Source organism: Paenibacillus wynnii (genome assembly GCF_000757885.1).
Classification (GTDB): Bacteria; Bacillota; Bacilli; order Paenibacillales; family Paenibacillaceae; genus Paenibacillus_AQ; species Paenibacillus_AQ wynnii.
In genome coordinates this window covers 2499522-2521904 of sequence record NZ_JQCR01000002.1, presented here as the reverse complement: position 1 = coordinate 2521904, position 22383 = coordinate 2499522, and the positions used below count along the sequence as shown (strand labels likewise).

General features: G+C 45.7%; 18 protein-coding genes. All 18 read right to left on the bottom strand.

Features of this window, described 5'->3' with window-relative positions; genetic code table 11:
• Positions 1–39: 39 nt before the first annotated feature.
• Positions 40–3951: an S-layer homology domain-containing protein gene (locus PWYN_RS13910; protein ID WP_036652600.1), complete on the bottom strand. Its 3912-nt coding sequence runs from the start codon at positions 3949–3951 to the stop codon at positions 40–42.
• 158 nt (positions 3952–4109) lie between these two features.
• Positions 4110–5237 carry a glycosyltransferase family 4 protein gene (locus tag PWYN_RS13905; protein ID WP_036652597.1) on the bottom strand — a complete coding sequence of 376 codons (1128 nt, stop codon included), beginning with the start codon at positions 5235–5237 and terminating at the stop codon, positions 4110–4112.
• A 116-nt stretch (positions 5238–5353) separates the two neighbouring features.
• Positions 5354–6109 (bottom strand): WecB/TagA/CpsF family glycosyltransferase, encoded by a 756-nt coding sequence (locus PWYN_RS13900; RefSeq protein ID WP_036652594.1) that lies wholly within the window; start codon positions 6107–6109, stop codon positions 5354–5356.
• A 6-nt stretch (positions 6110–6115) separates the two neighbouring features.
• Positions 6116–7243, bottom strand: a complete 1128-nt coding sequence (gene csaB / locus PWYN_RS13895; RefSeq protein WP_036652591.1) for a polysaccharide pyruvyl transferase CsaB — start codon at positions 7241–7243, stop codon at positions 6116–6118.
• Entirely contained in the window at positions 7219–9291 is a 2073-nt protein-coding gene (locus tag PWYN_RS13890) for a DUF5693 family protein (RefSeq protein WP_036652588.1), read from the bottom strand. Before PWYN_RS13890 ends, csaB begins: the two co-directional genes overlap by 25 nt.
• A 323-nt stretch (positions 9292–9614) precedes the next feature.
• Entirely contained in the window at positions 9615–11336 is a 1722-nt protein-coding gene (locus tag PWYN_RS13885) for a phospho-sugar mutase (RefSeq protein ID WP_036652586.1), read from the bottom strand.
• Positions 11337–11374: 38 nt separating this feature from the next.
• A complete protein-coding gene (fabZ, locus tag PWYN_RS13880) occupies positions 11375–11797 on the bottom strand; it encodes a 3-hydroxyacyl-ACP dehydratase FabZ (protein ID WP_036652584.1) in 423 nt (140 codons plus the stop codon).
• A 265-nt stretch (positions 11798–12062) separates the two neighbouring features.
• Positions 12063–12284 (bottom strand): DNA-directed RNA polymerase subunit beta, encoded by a 222-nt coding sequence (locus tag PWYN_RS13875; protein WP_036652582.1) that lies wholly within the window; start codon positions 12282–12284, stop codon positions 12063–12065.
• Between the two features lie 9 nt (positions 12285–12293).
• The gene (locus PWYN_RS13870) at positions 12294–13115 is read right to left on the bottom strand and encodes a flagellar hook-basal body protein (RefSeq protein ID WP_036652579.1); all 822 of its coding nucleotides are present in this window, start codon (positions 13113–13115) and stop codon (positions 12294–12296) included.
• An 11-nt stretch (positions 13116–13126) separates the two neighbouring features.
• Complete coding sequence (locus PWYN_RS13865) at positions 13127–14002, bottom strand: flagellar hook-basal body protein (RefSeq protein ID WP_036652578.1); 876 nt, start codon at positions 14000–14002, stop codon at positions 13127–13129.
• Positions 14003–14046: 44 nt separating this feature from the next.
• Positions 14047–15045, bottom strand: coding sequence for a rod shape-determining protein (mreB, locus tag PWYN_RS13860; RefSeq protein ID WP_036652577.1), 999 nt, complete (start codon positions 15043–15045; stop codon positions 14047–14049).
• Between the two features lie 130 nt (positions 15046–15175).
• Entirely contained in the window at positions 15176–15463 is a 288-nt protein-coding gene (gene spoIIID / locus PWYN_RS13855; protein WP_036652576.1) for a sporulation transcriptional regulator SpoIIID, read from the bottom strand.
• A gap of 208 nt (positions 15464–15671) precedes the next feature.
• On the bottom strand, positions 15672–16418 hold the full coding sequence (locus tag PWYN_RS13850; RefSeq protein ID WP_036652574.1) for a M23 family metallopeptidase: 747 nt from the start codon (positions 16416–16418) through the stop codon (positions 15672–15674).
• A 60-nt stretch (positions 16419–16478) separates the two neighbouring features.
• On the bottom strand, positions 16479–17666 hold the full coding sequence (gene spoIID / locus PWYN_RS13845; protein WP_036652571.1) for a stage II sporulation protein D: 1188 nt from the start codon (positions 17664–17666) through the stop codon (positions 16479–16481).
• Positions 17667–18457: 791 nt separating this feature from the next.
• Entirely contained in the window at positions 18458–19819 is a 1362-nt protein-coding gene (murA, locus tag PWYN_RS13840; RefSeq protein ID WP_036652569.1) for a UDP-N-acetylglucosamine 1-carboxyvinyltransferase, read from the bottom strand.
• Between the two features lie 194 nt (positions 19820–20013).
• A complete protein-coding gene (locus tag PWYN_RS13835) occupies positions 20014–20271 on the bottom strand; it encodes a DUF1146 family protein (RefSeq protein WP_036652567.1) in 258 nt (85 codons plus the stop codon).
• A gap of 195 nt (positions 20272–20466) precedes the next feature.
• Complete coding sequence (locus PWYN_RS13830) at positions 20467–20883, bottom strand: F0F1 ATP synthase subunit epsilon (RefSeq protein ID WP_036652565.1); 417 nt, start codon at positions 20881–20883, stop codon at positions 20467–20469.
• Between the two features lie 64 nt (positions 20884–20947).
• Positions 20948–22348, bottom strand: a complete 1401-nt coding sequence (gene atpD, locus PWYN_RS13825) for a F0F1 ATP synthase subunit beta (RefSeq protein ID WP_036652564.1) — start codon at positions 22346–22348, stop codon at positions 20948–20950.
• Positions 22349–22383: the final 35 nt, after the last annotated feature.

Here is a 22383-nt window from a genome sequence, read left to right as displayed (position 1 = left end):
ACGAAGGGTTCTCGCAGACCGGCTGTTTATGTTATCCCGTTAGTTAAAGTTCTTTGGGAAGATCACTGTACTCTTTTGTAGGAGAGCTACAGCAATTTTACCAGCTTCTGCTCTTGTCAGCTTGCCCTTTGGATTGAAATTATATACAGGCTTTTTCTGTCCAGTAACCGTTATCGGGCTACCTTCCATTATCTTAGCTCTGGATACAGCTTCAATGGAAGGGCGTGAGTAGAACTCCATACTGCCCGTATCTACGAAGGATTTGCTTAGGCTGGTCAATAGCTTATCGTTATTTAAAGACATTTTCAGCTTCAAGGCCCTGGCGATCATCACTGCAGCTTGTTCACGAGTCAACGGTATAGTAGCTCCGAAGAATCCGTCACTAAGTCCAGTAACAATACCGGCTCTTGCAGCAGTCTCGATATGTTCGAAATCCCAGGTCGCTGAACTTGACTCCGGTACGATATCGAAAAAAGTTTGTTGACTTTCATTGTAGTCCAAAGGAATATTAAGTCCTTTGACCAATAATGTAGCAAATTCTCCGCGTGTAGTTGTATCGTCTGCACCAAATTGATCCGCACGGAGATTCTCCATAATTCCTTTGGAATATAAACCATTCAATATGTTTCTGGCCCAAGGATGATTGGTGATGTCGTTATAGCCGCGGCGCAGCTTCATAACCGTATAATAACCGAATTCATCGAACGGAACGGTAACGGTGTGTTTCTTGGTATCCACCTCACCACCGATATTCACCCATGTTCCTGTATCTGTATATCGGAATACGGTTATCGTCGACCCCACTTCATCCACAATGTTGGAGCCAAACGAAAGTGTCAGATCTCCACGTTGAGAAGGAACAATTTTACGTTCATAGTCATAGCGAGTGTAATAACCCTGAGTAGAATAAGGCGCTATTCCATTTGTTCCGGCAAGATAGCCCGTAACCCCTTTGTTTCCCCGTTCCCCTAAACCACCACTTATCCAGTAAATATCAGATACACGTGAGAAATTAATAGTTGTGGCGTTAGAAGTGAAGTACTGGGTAAGCTCATCAGGAATGTCAATTCCGGTTGCTCCGAGAGGTGTTCTGGCATCTAAGTCTACATTTATTGTATTACCATAATCATTTTTCCGCTCTACTACACCATCTTTTGGATCGGCAATACCGAATAGCAGCTTCGTATCGGGATAATACTTGGCAGCACCTGTTGTAGTATAACCCTTCATCAAAGTACCCTTAGGGAAACTTAATTCCAGTGCCTTATTAAAAACACTGTACTTTGAAGCTACTTTCTCTGCCATGTATTGCGTATCCACTTGAATAGCACTCGCATAATACACTGTTACTGTAGTGTTCAGCGTAGAGCTAGCTCGTACAATCTGGATTTTAACAGTAGTCGCCTTATCTGGCTTAAGCCCTACAAAGTCATAAACAAATCTGTCTGGAATATCTGCACGTTCTGTTGCTTCAAACTTGTCGATCATTACTTTTGTTGCACCTTCGGCCTCGATATCAAAACGCACGAAGTTTTTGTTGACTACGATCTGATCACCAACTGTTGCGGCTGGAGAAAGAATACGGTAAGGAGTTACCTCACGTTGTACCTCAAGCCGTTGTGTAGTACGTGCGCCCGTACTATTAATTAATTCCAGATTATAAACATGGCTACCTGGAGCGTCAAACTTAAAGCCGCTTAGGCGAAGAATGAAATCTTTATTACTTCCTGCGTAAGCATATGAGTAACTCTTGGTATTGTAAGTAAATATCCCTATAGGTACCAATGCATTACTATCCGTTAGTAAAGTTGAATTGTTTGATGTGCTAAATAGGAGCTGTGAACCATCATAAATATTAAGTGTTGATGCCCCCCCACCTCTTAGCACGAGGTCATATTCCTGTTGGTTGGTGACATATTTCTCATTCTTATAAACAAAATCCGTAGTCAGATTAAGGATTTTACCCAAGGTATCGGCGGAATAAGAAGTAAGGTCCGCAGATGTAAGCCCGGTTCCGTTCTTAAGTACAGGATGGAATGACTTCAATGTAGAACCGTTAGTATCAATGACATAGATACGTAATTCCTTACGAATCTCCCGTTTGTTCCCGAGGGAATCCTTAGAAACACCAGTTAATACAATAATGTTCTCACCATATACTAGAGGCCCTGAACGTGTAATCTTCAAACTTAAGTTAAAATTCTTTTGTGTGCTTGTAACGCCCAGTGACATCGTACTATCTGAAATACCATTTACAAAGAGCTGTGCTGTTACGATATTTTCAAATCCGATATATTGGCCGGAAATTTTCATAGATGGATCGTCATCGGAACTGAATGAATAGGTCTGTCCATCATAAAGACTATCTACATAAATATAGCTTTTAGTTACATAAGTAATAGTTACATCTGTTGTGGATTTTGAATTCTTAAATTGAAACTGAACAGACTGTTTCCCGCTTGAAAAGCCAGTGATTTTGTATACCTGTTCATTTGCTGCAGTACCAGTAGTCGTAGCAGAGACCAAAGTCATTGTTACCGTATTAGGACTTATCGGCAAATAGGTAGCCAACAGTTGTTGTGTTGCCAGACTACTCTTACTGTCTACCATAATATAAAAATCGCCAACATCAACCTGAGCATTGTTCAATGGAATTTTAGAAGTAGCAGCTGTTATTGCACTGGTTCCATTATAATCCTTAAGATAATACAGATTAGAGATAACTGTTTCGCCAGGTAGATATTTATAGTTACCCAGTTTTGAGGCTTGAAAATTACTCGGTGCATATTGAACATTGAGTACAAATTTATTCGTATTGTTCACGTAATAATCTGCGCGGAAGGACACTAGACGATACGCTGGAGTTACTCCATCGGAGCTAGGAATTATAATTTCATTGGTCGCGTCTCCAGCGATCTCAGTCCATACATGACTATCATCATAACCGTATGATTTCAGAATTTGAAAATTCGAGACGACATTACCATCAATCTTAACTACAGCATTATCCTTAAAGGACAAGTCGTTATACGGTACTAAAACCTGTCCTACTATATAATCTTTATAACTTGCGCTATTATATGTGCTTTGAGTCACCGTTGGAGTATTATTCATTAGGTTGTATACATCCTTGGTGGTAGCCGTTGACTGGACAATTTTTAGATCAGTAAAAGGCTTTGATACATCAAAATAATATAAAGATCTCTTAATCGTTATAGAGTCTGAAGCATTCTTCACCACAATATCCAGGTTATTACTTCCCGATATTAAAGATAGACCAGGTGTGAAAAAAGTTCCATCCTCTAGCAGTGTTGTCTGTAGAGCAGTACCACCGTTTAATGAAACAGTCACTTTTGTTGCATTAGCAACTACACCTTTCAAGGTCACTGTTTGATTTGGAACTACAACCTGTGATCCTTCATTAAGATTTATAGGCGCTGGTCCTCCACCGATGACCTGTAGCGTTTGGATGAATGGAACCTGATCATACAGGACATAAAAAGACTCTGAACGTTCTAACAGACCTTGCATACCCGAAAAGGTAATCTTATTATATCCGGAGAACAAAGTTAGTCCACTTGTTGAGAAACGATTGCTAAGTCCATTGTTTGTATCTACGTTCACTGCACCAAGAATCACATGTGCATTATCTGTTACCCACTTGCCGCCAACCTGGCTGAGCTGTTCAACAGTTACCTTCATCGTAGAAGAAGTTACCTGAGAAAAGGTCCCTGTAACTGTCATCATACTGTTGCTGGTTTTATATACATTATTTCGAGTGATAGTATTCTGATCAAGTGCAATTGTATTCCGAAGTTCATTGTCGTCCGGGCTGAAATATTGTGTCGATGTGATAGCAGCCGAAACGGGCTTGGCCCAGCCCGCTGGAATAAGCGAGACGACCATAGCTGCCATTAGCAGCCACAAGAAAGGTCTCTTGATGCGTTGCATATTGTATATCTCTCCTTTAGATTCATATTCTTGTTACCCTCTTAGTTTTCTATCGGTTACGGGAAGCCGTATATTTAGGAATAAATACAAAAAAACTCATCCTAAATAGGATGAGTTTTGTTATTTAAGGAATATATTACAAAATGATACCTGTGAGATTATGATTTGGAGCTTCTTTCTGGATCAAGCTTTAATCGTAATCTTAAAATGAGGTCAATTACAGGACGTTTAGTTTTACCGATAAGCCCAGTAATCTCAGCGCCAATCTGCAGGAAGAAGAGCATAACACAGATGACTACGAAGGTAACCCAGTTCGCTTCTTTCAAAGCAGCTGAAGATTGGATAATAGCCAGTATGCCAAAGAAAGAGGCTATACCATATATTATGAGTACAGTCTGACGATGGCTAAAGCCAAGCTCGCGTAAGCAATGATGCAAATGACCTTTGTCAGGTGCAAAAATCGGCTTCTTCTGCAGCTTGCGGCGCACAATTGCAAAGAACGTATCCGATAGAGGAACCCCAATAATCAACAAAGGTGTAATAAAGGATACCACGGCAATTTGTTTAAACCCTAGCAGCGCCAGCAGAGCTAAGCAAAAGCCAAGGAACAACGAGCCGGTATCACCCATAAAGATCTTCGCAGGATGAAAGTTAAAGAACAGGAATCCTACGATACTGCCAAGCAGCAACAGACATAGCAACGCAACCATTACATTGCCCATCAACAAAGCCATGACGGCAATTGTAGCGATAGCAATCCCCGATACCCCTGCAGCTAGTCCATCCAGACCGTCAATCAGATTAACAGCATTGGTGACCCCGACAATCCAGAAGATTGTAAGTGGAATGGATATCCAGCTTTCTAGTGATGAATACGTATTGTTAAAAGGAATATTTACAAAGTCCACAGTAATTCCAAAACCGAATACGACGATACATGCTGCGGCAATTTGGCCCAGCAGCTTCACCTTGGCTGACAGTTCAAAACGATCATCAAGACCGCCAATCAAAACAATCAGTCCGCCGCCACATAGCAGCGCTTTGATGAAGTTGGCCTCACGCGGAGTAAAATCATAAGGAATAATCGGCAATACGGCAAGCAGGCCTAACACAAACGCCAGAAAAATACCTAGTCCGCCAAGGCGGGGCATAATCTTCGTATGCACTTTACGGGCATTAGGCACATCCGTGGCACCAATCTTAATGGCGAACTTCTTCACCAACGGTGTCAAGCACAGCGCGAGGCCCATACACACGATAAATCCGGCGATGTATATAATTAACATTTGATCAGTCGACCCCCATTTCTCTACCGCATTGAATTATACGCTGTTATGAAAACAAATTCCAATTCTGAAATTGGGCGATTTATTTCATATTTACGGGGAATACCGTCATATACTCAAGCTTTTGTCACTTTCTCTTTGTCACGCAGCACTTTTAATGCGAATTTCGGCAGCGCAAGCATTCTGCGATAACGTGTTGGCTCTTTAAGGAGTCGGTATAACCACTCTAACCGAAGTTTTTGGAATGCTTTGGGGGCCCTGCGGCTCTTACCCGAGATCACATCAAAGCTTCCACCGACACCCATCATAATCGGAATTGCAAGTTGTGACTTGTATTTAGCAATCCAAGGCTCCTGGCTATCTGCGCCCCGAGCGACAAACAACAGGTCAGGCTTAGTACTCACAATCTCAGCTACAACCTCTTGATCCTCAGCCGGTCCAAAGTAACCATCACGGAAGCCAGCAATGATAATTGCAGGATACTGCATTTGTAACCTTCTGGCAGTCTCCTGAATCACTTCCTGTGTAGAGCCAAGGAGGTAAACTCTCCAGTGATAGCTTTCACCAGTCTTCAATAATTCATGTAGCAAATCAAAGCCTGCCACACGTTCCTTCACGGGATTACCACAGCGTTCAGCCGCCCAAACAACACCTGTCCCGTCCGGTACAACCAGCTCGGCAGAAGTCATAATGTTCATGTATTCAGGGTTCTCCAAGGCACTCATTACCATAATCGGATTCGCTGTAATAATCTGATGCGGTGCACGCGCAGAAACCGCCTGAACCAAATAAGAAACAGTCTCTTTCATATCTAGCTTGCTCACCGGAATCCCGTAAATGGGCACCGTAGGTAGGATTTTCGTATCTTTCACTCTATATCATCCTTTATGGCTTAAATATTGGGCGATTTTCTTCGCAGGCGCTTCCGCCTCTTGAACGAGCATGGAGATCAAGGATTCCCGCTCCTGCTGCCATGTAGCTCCTTCACGCAACAAATGAAGGATCTCCGATGCGAGCCTCTTACTCTCCAAAGCGTCTGTCGATCCGACCGGATCACATTGTATTCGATCCAGAAAATGATCAATTTTCGGATCGTAGGATATCCCAATCAGAGGAACTCTCCGTCCTGCGGCATAAATCAAGCTATGGAGCCTCATACCGATTAGTACATCGCACTGTTCCACCTCACGAAGCATGTGCTGAGGATGTACTGCATTTTCACAAATGCTGACCCTCCCGCCATTCCCCTCAATATCTTTACCCAATAACTCCATGATATATCGTGAGGCTTCATTATCAGAGGGTAAATGAAAGGGTAAGAACCGCAGATGCAGCGGCTGAGCAACACTAGCTTGCCTTAAACCTTCAGCAATAGCGTTTAGCTCGCGTCGGTCCGCTTCCCAAAAACGAACGGATATACCAATGACCGGAAGAGAGGAAGATTCTGTGATTGCTTCAGCTTCACCCTCAGGTAAGGACAAGCCCATAACAGGATCAGGTACGACTTCAATTTTCTCAGCCGCAAGTCCAATCTTCTGAAGCAGTTTGCGAGATTGCTCGTCCCTTACCGATACATACTTACATTTACGGAATACCGATTTAATAAAAGGATGGAACAATTTGCGATTCAGAGGTCCGATTCCCTGAGCATAAATAAAGGTGGGCTTCCCCATCCATTGAGCAAGCTTGATAATGCCTAAGTAGTACGGAATGCTTTTACTACTGGTTACATCCTGCAGAAGACTGCCCCCACCGCTGATTAGACCAGAGCTCTCTGAAAGAGCTCTTCGGACTTCACCAAGCTTCATTCGGTGTACAGATTTCACACCATAAGTTGCGATTGTCCATTCCGGATCTATAGATAACACTATGGGTTCAATCGCTATTCCGGCGGAATCTGCCTGCCGCTTCAGTGCAATAAGGATGGACTGCAGTACCGCTTCATCTCCGCTGTTGCGAAAGCCGTAATACCCGGAAATAACTATCTTTTGAGGAGCGGCGACCATCGTTTCCAACACCTTTCTGCAATTTGCCATGCCAATACAGCAACGATACCGATAATAGCTCCCAGACCCAGTCCCAGCAGTCCACGAACGAGAGAAATCAGAAGCGGTGAATGAATGTGTGCGAACGTATCTACCATCGACAATTGACCGATGACAGCCACAATCATAAGGAAGGCCGCGTTCCGATATTTCAAGGCCAGAAATGCTCCTAGAATGAAGAATGGATGAGCCAATAAAAACTCTTTGTTACGCGGACGAACATGGACCGTATTTTCCAGGAACGTACGGAAAGACATTTCAAGCGAACTTACACTACCGCTATTACCAGTACGGCTAATGTAGTACAGACCTAGGACACCCAATACACCTGCTAAAATAACCATAGCCACTGTAACTGGCATACGCAGCAGTTTCCCGGTTTTAATAAAGGTAAACTCTCCGCGATATAACAGCACATACAACGCAACCAGACCGATAGGAGCGATGTGCAGGAGACTAACTCCACGGAATTGTTCCAGAACGAGACTGTAAGTCACATTGTTAAGCAAAGCCACCACAAAAGGCACTGCACTTAGAGAGATCAAGGCAGTCTTAATATATAACACAAGACTGTGAACAAACCGGCGCTGCGGACTCATAACAGAATACACGGTGCGTGTGGTACTCTTCTTAACATTCGCAGTTACTTTATTACCGTCCCTTAAAGGAGGACCCAAAACGTTAATTTTACGGATAGCCAGCACCATACCCAGAGTTGGAGCACTGATCGCTACAGCAAGAGCCAGCGCTTGTTCGAAAAGAACAGGCTTCAGCACCAAAAGTCCTGCACTACCTACCAGACCAAAGACCAAGGCGGGGAGTGTCAACCATGGAATGAAGTAGGATATCATGAGCGCTACGAGCGCTACAGCTCCAATCACCGCAATAAGCTTGAAATAGCGCTGGTAAGGTGAGTCTACAACCTCTGCGGCGGTAGCCTGTCCCAGTGTAAAGCCGTTGTTTTGAATTTTTTGAACAGCACCCTCTGAATCACTAAGACTTGTAATCAAGTTATCCAGCGTGTCGGTGATCATAGCTTTGGTCATGTCGCGCGCCGGAGCCGCATTCAGATACAACATCCGAATGTTGCGGTCTTTGGTGGCCAATGCGAAACGGTCAGCAATGACAACAGGATCAAGACCTGAATCTGTCTCACTGAGTGAATACAACCGGGCTACATTGTAATCCAGGTTATACGCAAGTTTATTGAAACCCTTTTGCTGAGTCTTCAGGTTCTCTATGACCGCAATCCCCATTCCATGCTCCTTAAGGAGGTCTGAGAAGGCGTTCAAGCTGTTCAAGCCCTCATCATCATTGAAACCTTTGACAGATTCCCCTTCAAAGATAATACGTGTTACGTTGACACTCTCATAATACTGCAGCAGTTTTGCTACAGATTCCTGATTATAGCTCAACGAGTCCAGTAGCCGCGGAACAATATTGAAGCCCTTGGCATGCAGCATATCGATCGTAAGCGGATCAGGCTGCATCGGCTTAAGCGTTGCTTCCTCTAGCGGTGTCTCAATGATGAGACCCTGCTGTCCACGGAAACTCCAGTTCCTTGTAGCAATCCCTGTGTCACTAAAAGTCTGACGGATGCTCGGCTCCAGTGCCTTATAATTATCACCACTGGTAAAGAGTACATACGTATAGTTCTCATTCTCCTGAACAACGCCCTCTGTCAGCGCTGCCGCTTCTGTAGAGCCCCAGATCATTATACGCCGTGCCTTGCGCAGATCATCAAGCGTGCTCTCAGAGACGGCCATGCTTTGCACACCAGCACCTTTTAAGCGATCAAGCTGTTCTGCTATATAATCCTGCGGTTTAGCCCTATAACTGGCTACATCGACCAAATCCCGATAATCAAATACAATCTCAACTGTCTTGGAGGATCTTTCCGTCTGCAGGCGATCGTAGGCTACGGCCAGAGCTGCTACCAGTCCAACTATAACCATAATCCAAAGCCACTTCCGGGAAGATATATTCCAACGTTGCCATTTTTGCTGCACCCCAGGTACCCTCCTCTTTCAACTTAACAACCCTTCTCACACGAGAAGAAACGGCTTTGCCGTCCTCAACGAGGCGGTATCCGTTTCTCGTAGAAATATAAGAAAAGTATACTGAAAACTTATACTTCCTTATATTTTAAGAAGAAACGGCTTTGCCGTCCTAAAAGGGACGGTACCCGTTTCTCGTAAAAATATAAGAAAAAAAGTATAAATTGAAACTTAAACTTCTTATATTTCAAGAAGAAACGGCTTTGCCGTCCTATATACAGAGGCATCCGTTTCTTCGAAAGATATTTTAAAAATTACATAATCTCTATTCTATATTAGTTGTTACCGTCAACACGTCCCATGACCTGCACAGTGAGCGCAGCCACTTTGTCCTTGGCATTCTGCAGTGATTCACCCCGTACTGCAAAATAAACCTTGATCTTCGGTTCTGTTCCAGAAGGACGCAAGCAGAACCATGAGCCGTCAGCGAGCAAATATTTCAATACGTTTTCCTTTGGCAGTCCGTTAATTCCCAAGGAGTAATCCTGAATTTCGCTAACAGCCGTACCCGCAATTTCCTGCGGAGGGTTGCTGCGCCAATCGTTCATAATCCCCTGAATCTGTGCCACGCCGTCTTTTCCCTTGAGTGTCCGTGATTCTAGGCTCTCCAGGAAATAACCGAATTTTTCGTACAGTTCCTGCAGTACATCATAAAGAGTTTTACCCTGAGCTTTATAATAAGCACCTGCTTCAGCGATTAACATAGCCGCTAATACAGCATCTTTATCACGGGCATAAGTTCCTGCAAGATAGCCGTAGCTTTCCTCATAACCGAAAAGATACGTGTATTCACCGGATGCTTCGAACTGTGTCATTTTTTCACCGATATATTTGAATCCGGTAAGGGTGTTGAACACTGTTGCTCCATAATGGCTCGCTACAGCGGCCCCCATCTCACTGGTTACTATCGTCTTCACCACTGCTCCATTTGCCGGCAGTTTTCCCTGCTCCTGCAAACGGCTCAAATAATAATGGATCATCAAGGCGCCGGATTGATTGCCGGATAGAACCACAAACTTGCCATCCTTGTCCCGCACCACTGCACCCATACGGTCAGCATCCGGGTCTGTACCAATCAATAGATCAGCATTCAGTTCCTCACCAAGCTCCATAGCTAAAGTAAAAGCTTCCCGCTCTTCAGGGTTAGGCGACTTTACTGTAGAGAATTCGGAATCCGGCTCTTCCTGCTGCGGTACAACGAATACCTCAGTAAAACCAATTTTGGAAAGAACTGAACGAACCGGAATATTGCCGGTACCATGCAAAGGAGTATATACGATCTTAAAATTACGACCTAGAGAGGATGTAATCTCTTCCCGGGCTACACTAACACTGGCTACTGTATCCGTAAAGGCCTCGTCCTCCTGCTCACCAAGCCAATGCAGCAAGCCTTGGCTCTCCGCCTCTTCCCGTGAGATGCGTTTCACTGCATCAAAGGAATCAACCTGTTGTATGTAGGAAATGACTTTCTCAGCTTCATCCGGAATTAATTGTCCACCATCGGCATTATACACTTTGTAGCCATTATATTCAGGTGGATTGTGGCTAGCCGTAATAACAATTCCGCCTGTTGCCTTCAAGTCGCGAACACTGAATGAGAGCTGCGGTGTAGAACGCAGGGATGGGAACAAATGCGTCTTAATCCCGTTACCCGCAAGCACAAGAGCTGCCTCCAGTGTGAATTCAGGGGAGAAGCGGCGCGAGTCATGGGCAATAACAACAGAGGGGCTACCCTCACCATTATATTGTTCTAGTATATATTTAGCGAAGCCTTGAGTTGCTCTCCCAACAGTATAACGGTTAATCCGGTTGCTGCCCGCACCAATCACACCGCGCAGACCCCCTGTACCAAATTCCAAATCTCTGTAAAAGCGTTCCTCAAGTTCCTTCGGGTCGTTCTCTAAGGCGCGGAGCTCTCCCTTCGTAGCTTCATCGACTAAAGGGTCCTGGAGCCAACGTTCCAAGGTTTCTAAGGCTTGTGGGCTTAACTGAGTCATATGAATCTCTCCTTCTCCATATATGTTGTGTTTATGAATTAACTAAGCGCAAACATAATTTCCCCGGAAGCCACAACCTTACCGTCCACGGACGCGGTAGCCTGACCTTTTCCGATGCTTCCCTTAAGGCGTGTAATCTCGACTTCTAGATGCAAGGTATCTCCCGGAACGACCTGGCCCCGAAAGCGGAAACCGTCCAGTCCTGCCAGAAAACCTATCTTGCCGCGGTTAGCTTCAAGTCCCAAAATTGCGACCGCTCCGACCTGTGCCAGCGCCTCTGTAATCAGAACGCCTGGCATCACCGGATATCCGGGAAAATGGCCCACAAAGAACGGTTCATTAACTGTAACATTCTTAATACCTACTGCTCTTTTTCCCATTTCAATCTCAGTGATTTTGTCCACCAACAGAAATGGAGGCCGGTGGGGAATAATTTCTTGAATTTGATTAACATTCAGCATAGTGATAAGACTCCTCCTTGGAATCAGCTAGTATCTTAATTATTCTTTGGCGGGATGCATAAATTTAGGCACCTTCGGCAAAAACTATATCTATCCTTCACCCCCCTGCAGAAGTGGAGGTTCAGATAAGGGGCTTTCTCCACCGCTTAAGTGCAGCATGGCGGAGAGGGCCCTTTTTTTACATTCGTTAGACCCACCTTATTATACATATTTCCGCATAAAAAAGAAAACTCCCCTGTATAACAAGGGAGTCCTAAAACTATATTTATGGAGCAAAAACCAGATCATATACATGCTTCCATGTGCTCCACTCGAACACATCTGCCAGTTCCTTCTTACCCAATATTACGTATCCTACAGCCAATCCGCCACCAAGTGCAGCTATAAGCAGTATAGGAATCAGAAACACCTGAATGATTCCCCATACTGGAATCCTGCGCTGTACCGGCTGTTTAGGTTCTTCTTGGCCGGTCTCTTCCTTATTCAATTGCTTCACCTACCCGCGCATGTTATTAGCCAGGCCTTGCATCTGGTCGCTGGAGGATAACGCCTTGGCTGCCAGCTGATAGGTGCGCTGAATCTGCATCATTTCCGTCATTTCCTTGCTTAAGTCAACGTTTGATTGCTCCAGCCACCCCGACCGTACCCCAACATCGGTTGCTTCACCTGCGGCTCTTTGGACAAAAGCTTGCTGCTCCGTCACACCATCCGCCAACACATAGAAGTTCCCGTCTACCGCTTGCAGGGAATCCCTGCTGGACGGTTCAACAATCAATATTCTCCCCGCTGATACAGCAGGATCATTCTCATTTTTCTTCATCAAGATCTGACCTGTCTCATCGATAGCCACGTTCATACCAACTGGGACTGTAACTGGTTTTTTGTCCGTATTCAGTACAGTGTTTCCGGTATTATCAACCAAAAGCATATTATCAGCGTTAGCGGGGTCTGGAGTAAAATGAAAATCCCCCTGGCGTGTATAAGCTATACCGCCATTGACTTGAACACCGAACAAACCGTTGCCTTGCAGCGACAAATCCGTAGGAATACCCGTTTGTTTGAGCGTACCCTCTTCCCAGTTATTCGTAATCGAAGGTACACGAACGCCAAACCCGATATTAAAACCCAAGGGCATACTTCGTCCAGGCAATTTGTAGTCATCGGATTGCTGCTGCACCCGAGTTAGTACATCCTCGAAGGAACCTTCCTTACTCTTATAGCCGTTGGTATTAAGATTGGCGATGTTATCGGCAATAATATCCAGTCGCTGTTGCAGACTGGACAAAGAGACGGATGCGCCGATTGTCGAGTTGTTCATGGGTTAACCTCCTATACTCTGCCAACTTCATTTACAGCCTTCTGCAGGCTTGAGTCATAATATTGGATAACCTTCTGGTTAGCTTCATACGCTCGGAATGCAGCATTCATATCCACCGTTACCTGAGTAGCATCTACGTTGGAATTCTCTAGATACCCCTGACGCACTTGCATATTATCATTGGCATCAGTGAAACGAATCTGTGCAGCCTCGGGATCCTCTACATGGAATACACCGTTCCCGTCACGAACCAAATCCATTGGCTTGGTAACGACACTGATGCCGATTTTGCTATTCGATCTTTGCCCAGTATTATTATCTATTAAATAGCCCTGCCCGTCCACCTTGAGTCGATCCTCAGGGCCGTTAAGCATCAATGGCTGACCATTTCCGTCAAGTACTTTGAAACCTCCAACGCTAAGTACCTCGCCAGTCGGACTTACTGAAAATTTACCGTTACGAGTAAATAATTTATTACCCTCATTATCCTGCACTGTAAAAAAGGCCTGCGGTTTATACGTAACTTCCCCTTCAGCACTGATATGCTTACCCGAGCCGTCAAAAATCATAGGCATATTGGTGGCCGGATCCACGATCTGTAAATCCGTAGATAATGCAAAATCAACGGTTTTACCGCTTTCAATAAGATCTCCCTGTAGAAACTGGGATACCGATTGCTCGGCAAACACACCTGTATTTAAACGTCCGATATTCTTGGTGGTACCGTTCTGCATGGCTGCAATCAGAACATCCGGAAAAGCATGACTGACACTATCTACCTGCTTGTAGCCTGTTGTATTTAAATTGGCAATATTTTGTGTAGCTGTATCATGTCTGCGCTGCTGCGTAATCATTCCTGCAGCTGCTGTATAAAGTCCTCTTAACATGAAGGCAGTCCCCTTCCTAAGCTTCTAACTTATATATCGGCCGCTTAGAATTTTTTCTTAATGACTTTGTCCAAATGATCCAGCATTATGCCTGTACCTTTAACCACACAATGCATCGGGTCTTCAGCCACCCACACCGGAACACGCAACTCGTGGGCTAGCAGCTCGTCCAATCCATTCAGCAGTGCACCGCCGCCAGTTAAAATAACACCCCGATCAATGATATCGGCTGAGAGTTCAGGCGGGGTTCTTTCCAATACAGATTTAGCCGCAGCCACTATGGATGAGACCGGATCCCATAACGCTTCTTTTACTTCACTGGATGAGATAGTGAGGGTTCGGGGCAGCCCGCTTACCATATCGCGGCCGCGAATATCCATCTCACCTTTCATTCCGCTAGGGTGCACCGTACCAATGGATAGCTTTACATCCTCTGCCGTGCGTTCCCCGATCAATAATTTGTATTTTTGCTTAATATATTTTAAAATGGCTTCGTCGAACTTGTCCCCTGCAACTTTAATCGAAGAGGCGGTAACGACGTCGCCCATAGAAAGCACGGCCACATCCGTCGTTCCGCCGCCAATATCGACGACCATATTCCCGCTAGGTTGATAAATATCCATACCCGCTCCGATAGCAGCGGCTTTGGGCTCTTCCTCCATGAATACTTCCTTCGCCCCGCTGCGCTCCGCGGCTTCACGGATAGATTTCTGTTCTACGGATGTAATATTCGTAGGAGCGCAGATCAGAATGCGGGGACGTGAATACCAGGTCCGGCCACCTACTCGATCGATGAAATATTTCAACATCATTTCAGTAATTTCAAAATCAGCGATAACGCCATCCCGAAGTGGACGGATCGTTACGATATTCCCAGGTGTGCGTCCAACCATACGACGTGCCTGCTCTCCCACCGCAAGAACTCTCTTCGTATCACATTCAAGCGTGACCACGGAGGGTTCATCCAGAACGACTCCCCTCCCTTTGACATGAATAAGCACATTGGCCGTGCCGAGATCGATTCCGATATCCTTGCTAAACATAGTGAAAGAGCCCCCAAAGTGTTATTTTCGACAGAAATAAAGGTAGGTAGTACTAAATTTAAAAATACCATACTTTAGGGGATAGGCACAATGTATTATAACTGAATTATTCCTTATAAATGCGAAAATGTTATGACTTTGACGCTACAGAAACTTCACGCTTTTTTCCTGTTGTTTTTTTATATTTTATTTTTGTTGCTTCTCCCCCCCGCAGATGACGAATCGATTTGTGATATTCGAGAATGTGCTTCACTTGATCAGCCAGATCAGGGTTAATCTCCGGCAAACGCTCGGTCAAGTCTTTATGCACTGTACTCTTTGAAACGCCAAATTCCTTGGCTATGGTCCGGACCGTGTGCCTGGTTTCCACGATGCAGCGTCCGATTTTGATCGTACGTTCCTTGATGTAATCGTGCACGCTCCCGCCTCCCAACTGTGGATAGTTTGGTACATTATATGAGGGGCGGGCCTATATATTCGCGCTTTCAGGACATGACAAGCTTAGGGGGGCTCATTTTATTTGGTGGACAACTCTTAAAAGGGCTAACCACAAGCATTTTGCAGTTTTTAAATAATTAAAAAAGACAGGGGACTATAGTCCCCTGTCCCCTGTCTTTAGTACGCATTTATTGTTGCGGAAGTATTTCCGAAGGATTCATAACCGCGCCATCTTCGTACACTTCAAAGTGCACATGATTGCCGAGACTTTTCTCAATCTCGTTACGGCCTGCTGTTGCTAGCAAATCCCCCTGCTTCACATCGTCGCCTTGCTTAACTTTAGTATCTCCCACGCTTTGATATACAGTCTTGAGATTACCCGGGTGGGTGATTTCAATGATTGTACCCATCACAGGAACATCCTCTACTCTTGTAACTTCACCGCTAAGCGCAGCTTTGACATCAAAGACCTGTTTATCCTCACGGGCAATATCGATTCCGACATTCGGCACAAAGGTGTTATTAAACTGCACCATGGCCTCTTCGTGATTCTGTTCCGTTCCGTTCACATCATAAAACGGCTTAACGACTTTCACTTCCGTTGGATTACTAACCGGCCAGACCATATCTTCGGTATTGGCAACAACCTCTACGGCTTCAGGACCCCCGCTCACAGCATCACTAGTGCCAGCAGATGTGCCTGCCTCCTGTTGTGATACAACGGCGGCGGTGTCCCCAGTCAGCGGCTTTTGGCCTGCATCCTGATAGAACCACACCAAGGTTAGTATAATTGCCGCTGCCGCTGTGTAGACTGCCGGGAATACCCACCGTTTAGATAACAGTCTGTTCCATGAAGAAGGCTTTGCGCCCGATTCTCCCTGTGATTTTTTGAGAGACTCTTCATGGTTTGGTTTGTTTTTGTTTTGTTCATTCATAATCTATCACCTCAATAACCAGTGTTACCGAGCTATTGAGTTTTATACGTATCTTCTAAGTTATTTTTTCAGAAGAGTTGAGACTTGGTTGAAGGAAACTCCACTATAGTAGTGTTTGAGAATTTGAGTAGCCGTCTTTCCTTCTCTCGCCATTCCGTTCGCTCCCCACTGACTCATGCCGACACCATGTCCATTACCGTAAGTGGTTATCTCGATTTGGGTGCCATGAATACTCCAGGTAAACTGGGTAGATCTCAATTCAAGCTTCTCTCGTACTTCCCTCCCCGTAAATACTACGCCACCGATTGAAATCTCTTTAATATGATGCCCGGTAGTTCGGGATATTACTTTTATAAGTGGAGATCCACCGGAGGAAGTAGACAAAGATTGTGTTTTCAACCGTTCAGAAGACTCTCCGGATACCGGAATAGAATCTTTGGTAGATGATATGTTGACTCCCAGTTTGGACAGCAGTTCTGCAGCGCTGAACGTATAGGTAACTTTATAATTGGGTGTGATTTCTTTCTCCCAAGGACTTGCCACACTGCGCAGATAAGGAACAGCCGCACTCCAGTAGTCCTCCGAGTTCTCAGTATATCCTCCGCTGGAGGCGAAAAAGGACGCCGTAATCGGCTTGCCTTTGTAGGTCATGATCACGCCGCGCGTCTCTTTGACCGCGCGGCGAAGCTTGGCCAGTGCGGCGCTCTTGCCGCCGCGCTCCCACTGCTGTTCCAGCGTGTCCTTCGATACGTAAGCCTGGTGGCTGACCGTATCGGTTACATTCGCGCCCGGAACGGGCACACCGCTGACGTCGCCGGCCACAAGGCGACGCAAGATAAAGGTGCGGGCCGCGACGGCCTGGGCTTTGAGCGCTTCAAGCTCAAAGTCCGCCGGCATTTCGGCCGCAATGACGCCGGTGACGTAGTCCTCCAGCGGCAGGCTTTCGATTTGTCCGCTCCGCGACAAATAGACGGAGACCTCCGGCTGCGGGGCATCTACCGCAGCCACTGGGAGTTCCGGCCCAGCCGGCTGGGCCGTAGCCTCCGGCACGGCCGGGGGTGCCGTGTGATCCCGCTCTAGAGGGATCACAGCCAGCGGCAGAAGCAGCGCCGCCAGCAGCGGGGCTGCAAGCCAGGCGGCGGGGGCCAGACGCCGGAGCCGCGTGTTGCCGCTCCGTAAGGTGCCGCGCCGTGGACGGAACCACCGCGGTGTCATTTTGCGTCGCCGCCAATCACGGAAATCTTTCATCTCTATGGCTCCTTTCAATGTCACTCCTGATTTCTTATAGATATGAAAATCAGACAAGTGATAGAACGCCAAATGAGAGAAAGAGAGTTGATGCAGAGTTGATTTTATAACTAATTTCCAGTATGAGCTCTTTCTAAATCAAATCGAAATACACACATAGGGATAGAGATGAATCGGGGGGCTTAAAGATGGGGAGAATACGCAAATAGAAAAAAACGTCATAGTAAGGGCCAGACACCTAATTGTTGTACAAAGTGCAGGAATGCACTCTCTTCAGATGCCACTTAGGCCAAATTATTGCACAGAGTGCAGGATTCTGCTGGTACAAGCGCTCCATGCACGTGATTGTTGTACAAAGTGCAGGAATGCACTCTCTTCAGATGCCACTTAGGCCAAATTATTGCACAGAGTGCAGGATTCTGCTGGTACAAGCGCTCCATGCACGTGATTGTTGTACAAAGTGCAGGAATCCACTCTCTTCAGATACCACGTAGGCCAAATTGTTGTACAGAGTGCAGGAATCTACTGGTACAAGCGCTCCATGCGCGTGATTGTTGTACAAAGTGCAGGAATCCACTCTCTTCAGATACCACGTAGGCCAAATTGTTGTACAGAGTGCAGGAATTTACTGGTACAAGCGCTCCATACGACAAATTGTTGTATAAAGTGCATGATTCTGCACCTATCAATTGCGATCTTTTCTTAAGATAAAGATGAGCTAAGGTATCGACCAAATGCAAAAAAAGCCCCTTCTGCAATAAACTGCAGGGGGGCTTTTAGATAGGGTAATGTTACACCCAAGTAGGTTGAATTTGGAACCGTTGCTTGACCTCTTCGCTTTTGTGCGATTCGGCCTTTACAGCTTCTTCCTTCGCTGTCTGTACCGCTGGCTCATCCATCGTAATCCGCCAGATATCCGCGCCTAGACCTGACAGCTTCTCCGCCAAATGAACGTAGCCGCGGTCGATATGATGTGTGCCGCTTACTTCTGTAGTGCCCTCAGCTACAAGACCTGCAAGGATCATTGCTGCGCCTGCACGAAGATCCGTAGCACATACTTTTGCTCCAACCAGACGGGCATTCCCTGTAACAATCGCGGAACGTCCTTCGATCTTGATCTCAGCATTCATATTGTGGAACTCGTCAACATGCATAAAGCGATTCTCAAATACAGTTTCGGTTACGACACTCGTACCTTCCGAATGCAGAAGCAAAGCCATCATTTGCGATTGCATATCTGTCGGGAAGCCTGGATACGGCAGAGTTTTCAAATCGACAGCTTTTAACGGCTTATCGCTGATTACCCGTATCCCGTTCTCGTCAGGAATAATGGTAACTCCCATTTCTTCCATCTTGGAAATAACCGGCCCTAGATGATCCGCAATGGCACCCTCTACATACACGTCTCCGCCTGTAATTGCTGCTGCTACCATGTATGTTCCAGCTTCGATACGATCTGGAATTACATGATGTTTGACACCATGGAGCCGTTCAACGCCTTCAATACGGATAACACCTGTTCCAGCACCGCGCACAATACCGCCCATGCCGTTCAGGTAGTTCGCCAAATCGACAATTTCCGGCTCTTTTGCTGCATTTTCGATAACGGTCACGCCTTCTGCCAGAGTAGCCGCCATCATTATATTTTCGGTCGCACCTACACTTGCTACATCCAAGTATATCTTGGCGCCGCGTAATCGACCGTTGCTTTTCGCTTCAATGTACCCTTGGCCGAGACTAATTTCTGCACCAAGTGCCTCAAAACCTTTTAGATGCTGATCAATGGGACGTGTTCCAATCGCACAACCACCCGGTAAGGATATTCTTGTGCGGCCATATCTAGATAAAAGAGGACCCATTACCAAAAATGAAGCCCGCATTTTGCGCACCCATTCGTAAGGTGCTTCACAAGAAGATAAGTTTCTGGCATCCACCTGAATGATATCGTTCTTGTATGTAACCTCTGCACCCAGAGATTCCAAGACCTTGCTAATTGTCATAACATCATCGAGTGGAGGTGCGTCAACAATCACGCTTACTCCTTCTTCTGCCAATAGTGAGGCGGCTATGATCGGTAGTACGGAATTTTTTGCGCCGCTTACTTTCACGCTCCCGGTCAATCTGATGCCACCGCGGACGATAAATTTACTCATTTTGGTTCCCTCCGCGCCCATTATTTCTTGTTTAAAATAAATAAAAAAGTCATATGCTACAAGTTGTCATTTCATTGCAATTCGTCTCGTTTACCGAGAAGAATCCTTAAATTTCAGTGTTGACATAATAAATTGTTATTATTCTGCGGTTTTTCGCGAAAGACCTATGACATTTATAACCGAACCGTCCGTTGTTAAAACATAAAGCGGATTTGGCCACTCCAATTCAGATAGTCCAAAAAGAATCCTGCGACGAAATGACCTAAGACTATGGCTAACAACAAATGCAGTAGACGCCCTTGTGGGCTCTTGGGATATCTTATGAACAAATCGAGCTTAAGGTTCTGCAATGCCCACCAAGATAACACAACACAGAGTAAAGATACTATCATTGACACTAATCCACTGGTTCCAGCTGCATTAGTTAACGCATCGGACAACATTTCATCCATCTTAAACCTCCGTATGTAGCTTACTCGGAAATCGACTCTTATATCATACTTGTCAAGGGGAAAAGAATCCAGTACTTTTGTAAAATTCATAGGTTCTAATTTTCATACCGTACATAAGTTCTGAATTAGGTAGTTCTTAAGGATCAGATTGGTTAAAAAAAGCGGTCAAGCCATGGGCTTGACCGCTTTTCACCACTATTGTTGTCCTTTTCCTGTGGACACCTTAATCCGTGTAACCGCACGTTGGAGCGCAAGCTCCGCACGGCCAAGATCAATATCTTCCTGCTTGTTCCGAGTCTGAAGACGACGCTCAGCCCGCTCTCTAGCTGCTTCGGCACGTTCCAGATCAATATCTACAGGAAGCTCTGCACTTTCAGCCAGTACTGTAACTTTATCTTTATGCACTTCAACAAAACCGCCATGAACGGCTATTGAGATCGTAACACCGTCCGATTTGACGGATAACGGAGCAACCTGAAGCGGAGTTACAAACGGAATGTGTCCCGGCAAAATGCCCAGCGCACCTTCTATACCACGTACCGTCAAGCTATTAACCTGCTTGGAATATACGAGGCGTTCCGGCGTGACAATTTCCAATAAAAAGGTATTCACTTCCATTCCTCCTCAAAGCTTTACGAAGTAAAGCTGGCATCGAAAGCATCATCTGAAGCTTGGTTTACAGCGATTTCGCTTTTTCAACCGCTTCTTCAATCGTGCCCACAAACAGGAAGGCTACTTCCGGAAGATCATCATGTTTGCCATCCAGAATCTCCTTGAAGCTGCGAACCGTTTCTTTAATCGGCACATATTTGCCTTTAAATCCGGTGAACTGCTCTGCCACGTGGAAAGGCTGCGACAAGAAGCGTTCCACCTTACGGGCGCGGGCTACAATAACCTTATCTTCCTCACTCAGCTCATCCATACCAAGAATGGCAATGATGTCTTGAAGCTCGGTATAACGCTGCAGCAGCTGTTTAACGCCTTGCGCCACATTGTAATGCTCTTCACCAACAATTTCCGGAGCCAGCAAGCGTGAGCTTGATGCCAGCGGATCTACGGCCGGGAAGATACCCTTCTCGGAGATTTTACGCTCCAAGTTGGTTGTTGCGTCCAAGTGGGCAAATGCCGTTGCTGGAGCGGGGTCAGTATAGTCATCCGCTGGTACGTAGATCGCTTGAATAGAAGTAACCGAACCCTTTTTGGTGGAAGTAATGCGTTCCTGCAGCTGACCCATTTCAGTAGCTAGCGTTGGCTGATAACCTACCGCAGAAGGCATACGACCAAGCAATGCAGATACTTCAGAACCCGCTTGGGTAAAGCGGAATATGTTATCGATAAAGAGCAGCGTATCGCGGCCTTCAACATCACGGAAATATTCCGCCATGGTCAGACCCGTCAGAGCTACACGCAAGCGTGCACCCGGCGGCTCATTCATTTGTCCGAATACCATCGCTGTTTTCTTGATAACGCCGGAATCGGTCATTTCATGGTACAAGTCATTACCTTCACGAGTCCGCTCACCCACACCTGCGAATACGGAAATACCGCCGTGTTCTTGGGCGATGTTATTGATCAACTCTTGAATAGTTACTGTTTTACCAACGCCGGCACCGCCGAACAATCCAACTTTACCGCCTTTAGCGTAAGGTGCAAGCAAATCGATAACTTTAATTCCAGTTTCCAAAATCTCTGCTTGTGTGGACAATTCATCAAAAGTTGGTGCAAGGCGATGAATTGGGTTTCTTTGCGTAGCAATTACTTCACCAGCGTTATCAATAGGGTTACCAAGTACGTTAAATATACGGCCCAGAGTAGCTTCCCCAACAGGAACCGAAATAGGTCCTCCAAGGTCAATTGCATCTAATCCACGAACCAATCCATCTGTGGTAGACATGGCGATACAACGCACCTGGTTATCTCCCAGATGATTGGAAACCTCAAGTGTTAAATCTATCTTGCGGCCATTTTCCAAGCTGGTTTCAATTTTGATAGCGTTGAATATCTCGGGCAGCTGACCGCGTTCAAATTCAATATCAACAATCGCACCCATAATGCTTACAACGCGTCCTTTGTTCATCTTTGTTTCCCTCCTCGAAAGCTGTTACATAAGAA

Bases quoted from the DNA above. Each gene is read 5' to 3' on its own strand.
- spoIID (WP_036652571.1), bottom strand. From the start codon at position 17,666: ATGAAAGATTTCCGTGATTGGCGGCGACGCAAAATGACACCGCGGTGG.
- fabZ (WP_036652584.1), bottom strand. From the start codon at position 11,797: ATGCTGAATGTTAATCAAATTCAAGAAATTATTCCCCACCGGCCTCCA.
- PWYN_RS13850 (WP_036652574.1), bottom strand. From the start codon at position 16,418: ATGAATGAACAAAACAAAAACAAACCAAACCATGAAGAGTCTCTCAAA.
- csaB (WP_036652591.1), bottom strand. From the start codon at position 7,243: ATGGTCGCCGCTCCTCAAAAGATAGTTATTTCCGGGTATTACGGCTTT.
- PWYN_RS13905 (WP_036652597.1), bottom strand. From the start codon at position 5,237: ATGTTAATTATATACATCGCCGGATTTATCGTGTGTATGGGCCTCGCG.
- PWYN_RS13870 (WP_036652579.1), bottom strand. From the start codon at position 13,115: ATGAACAACTCGACAATCGGCGCATCCGTCTCTTTGTCCAGTCTGCAA.
- PWYN_RS13910 (WP_036652600.1), bottom strand. From the start codon at position 3,951: ATGCAACGCATCAAGAGACCTTTCTTGTGGCTGCTAATGGCAGCTATG.
- atpD (WP_036652564.1), bottom strand. From the start codon at position 22,348: ATGAACAAAGGACGCGTTGTAAGCATTATGGGTGCGATTGTTGATATT.
- PWYN_RS13885 (WP_036652586.1), bottom strand. From the start codon at position 11,336: ATGACTCAGTTAAGCCCACAAGCCTTAGAAACCTTGGAACGTTGGCTC.
- murA (WP_036652569.1), bottom strand. From the start codon at position 19,819: ATGAGTAAATTTATCGTCCGCGGTGGCATCAGATTGACCGGGAGCGTG.
- mreB (WP_036652577.1), bottom strand. From the start codon at position 15,045: ATGTTTAGCAAGGATATCGGAATCGATCTCGGCACGGCCAATGTGCTT.
- PWYN_RS13865 (WP_036652578.1), bottom strand. From the start codon at position 14,002: ATGTTAAGAGGACTTTATACAGCAGCTGCAGGAATGATTACGCAGCAG.
- PWYN_RS13835 (WP_036652567.1), bottom strand. From the start codon at position 20,271: ATGGATGAAATGTTGTCCGATGCGTTAACTAATGCAGCTGGAACCAGT.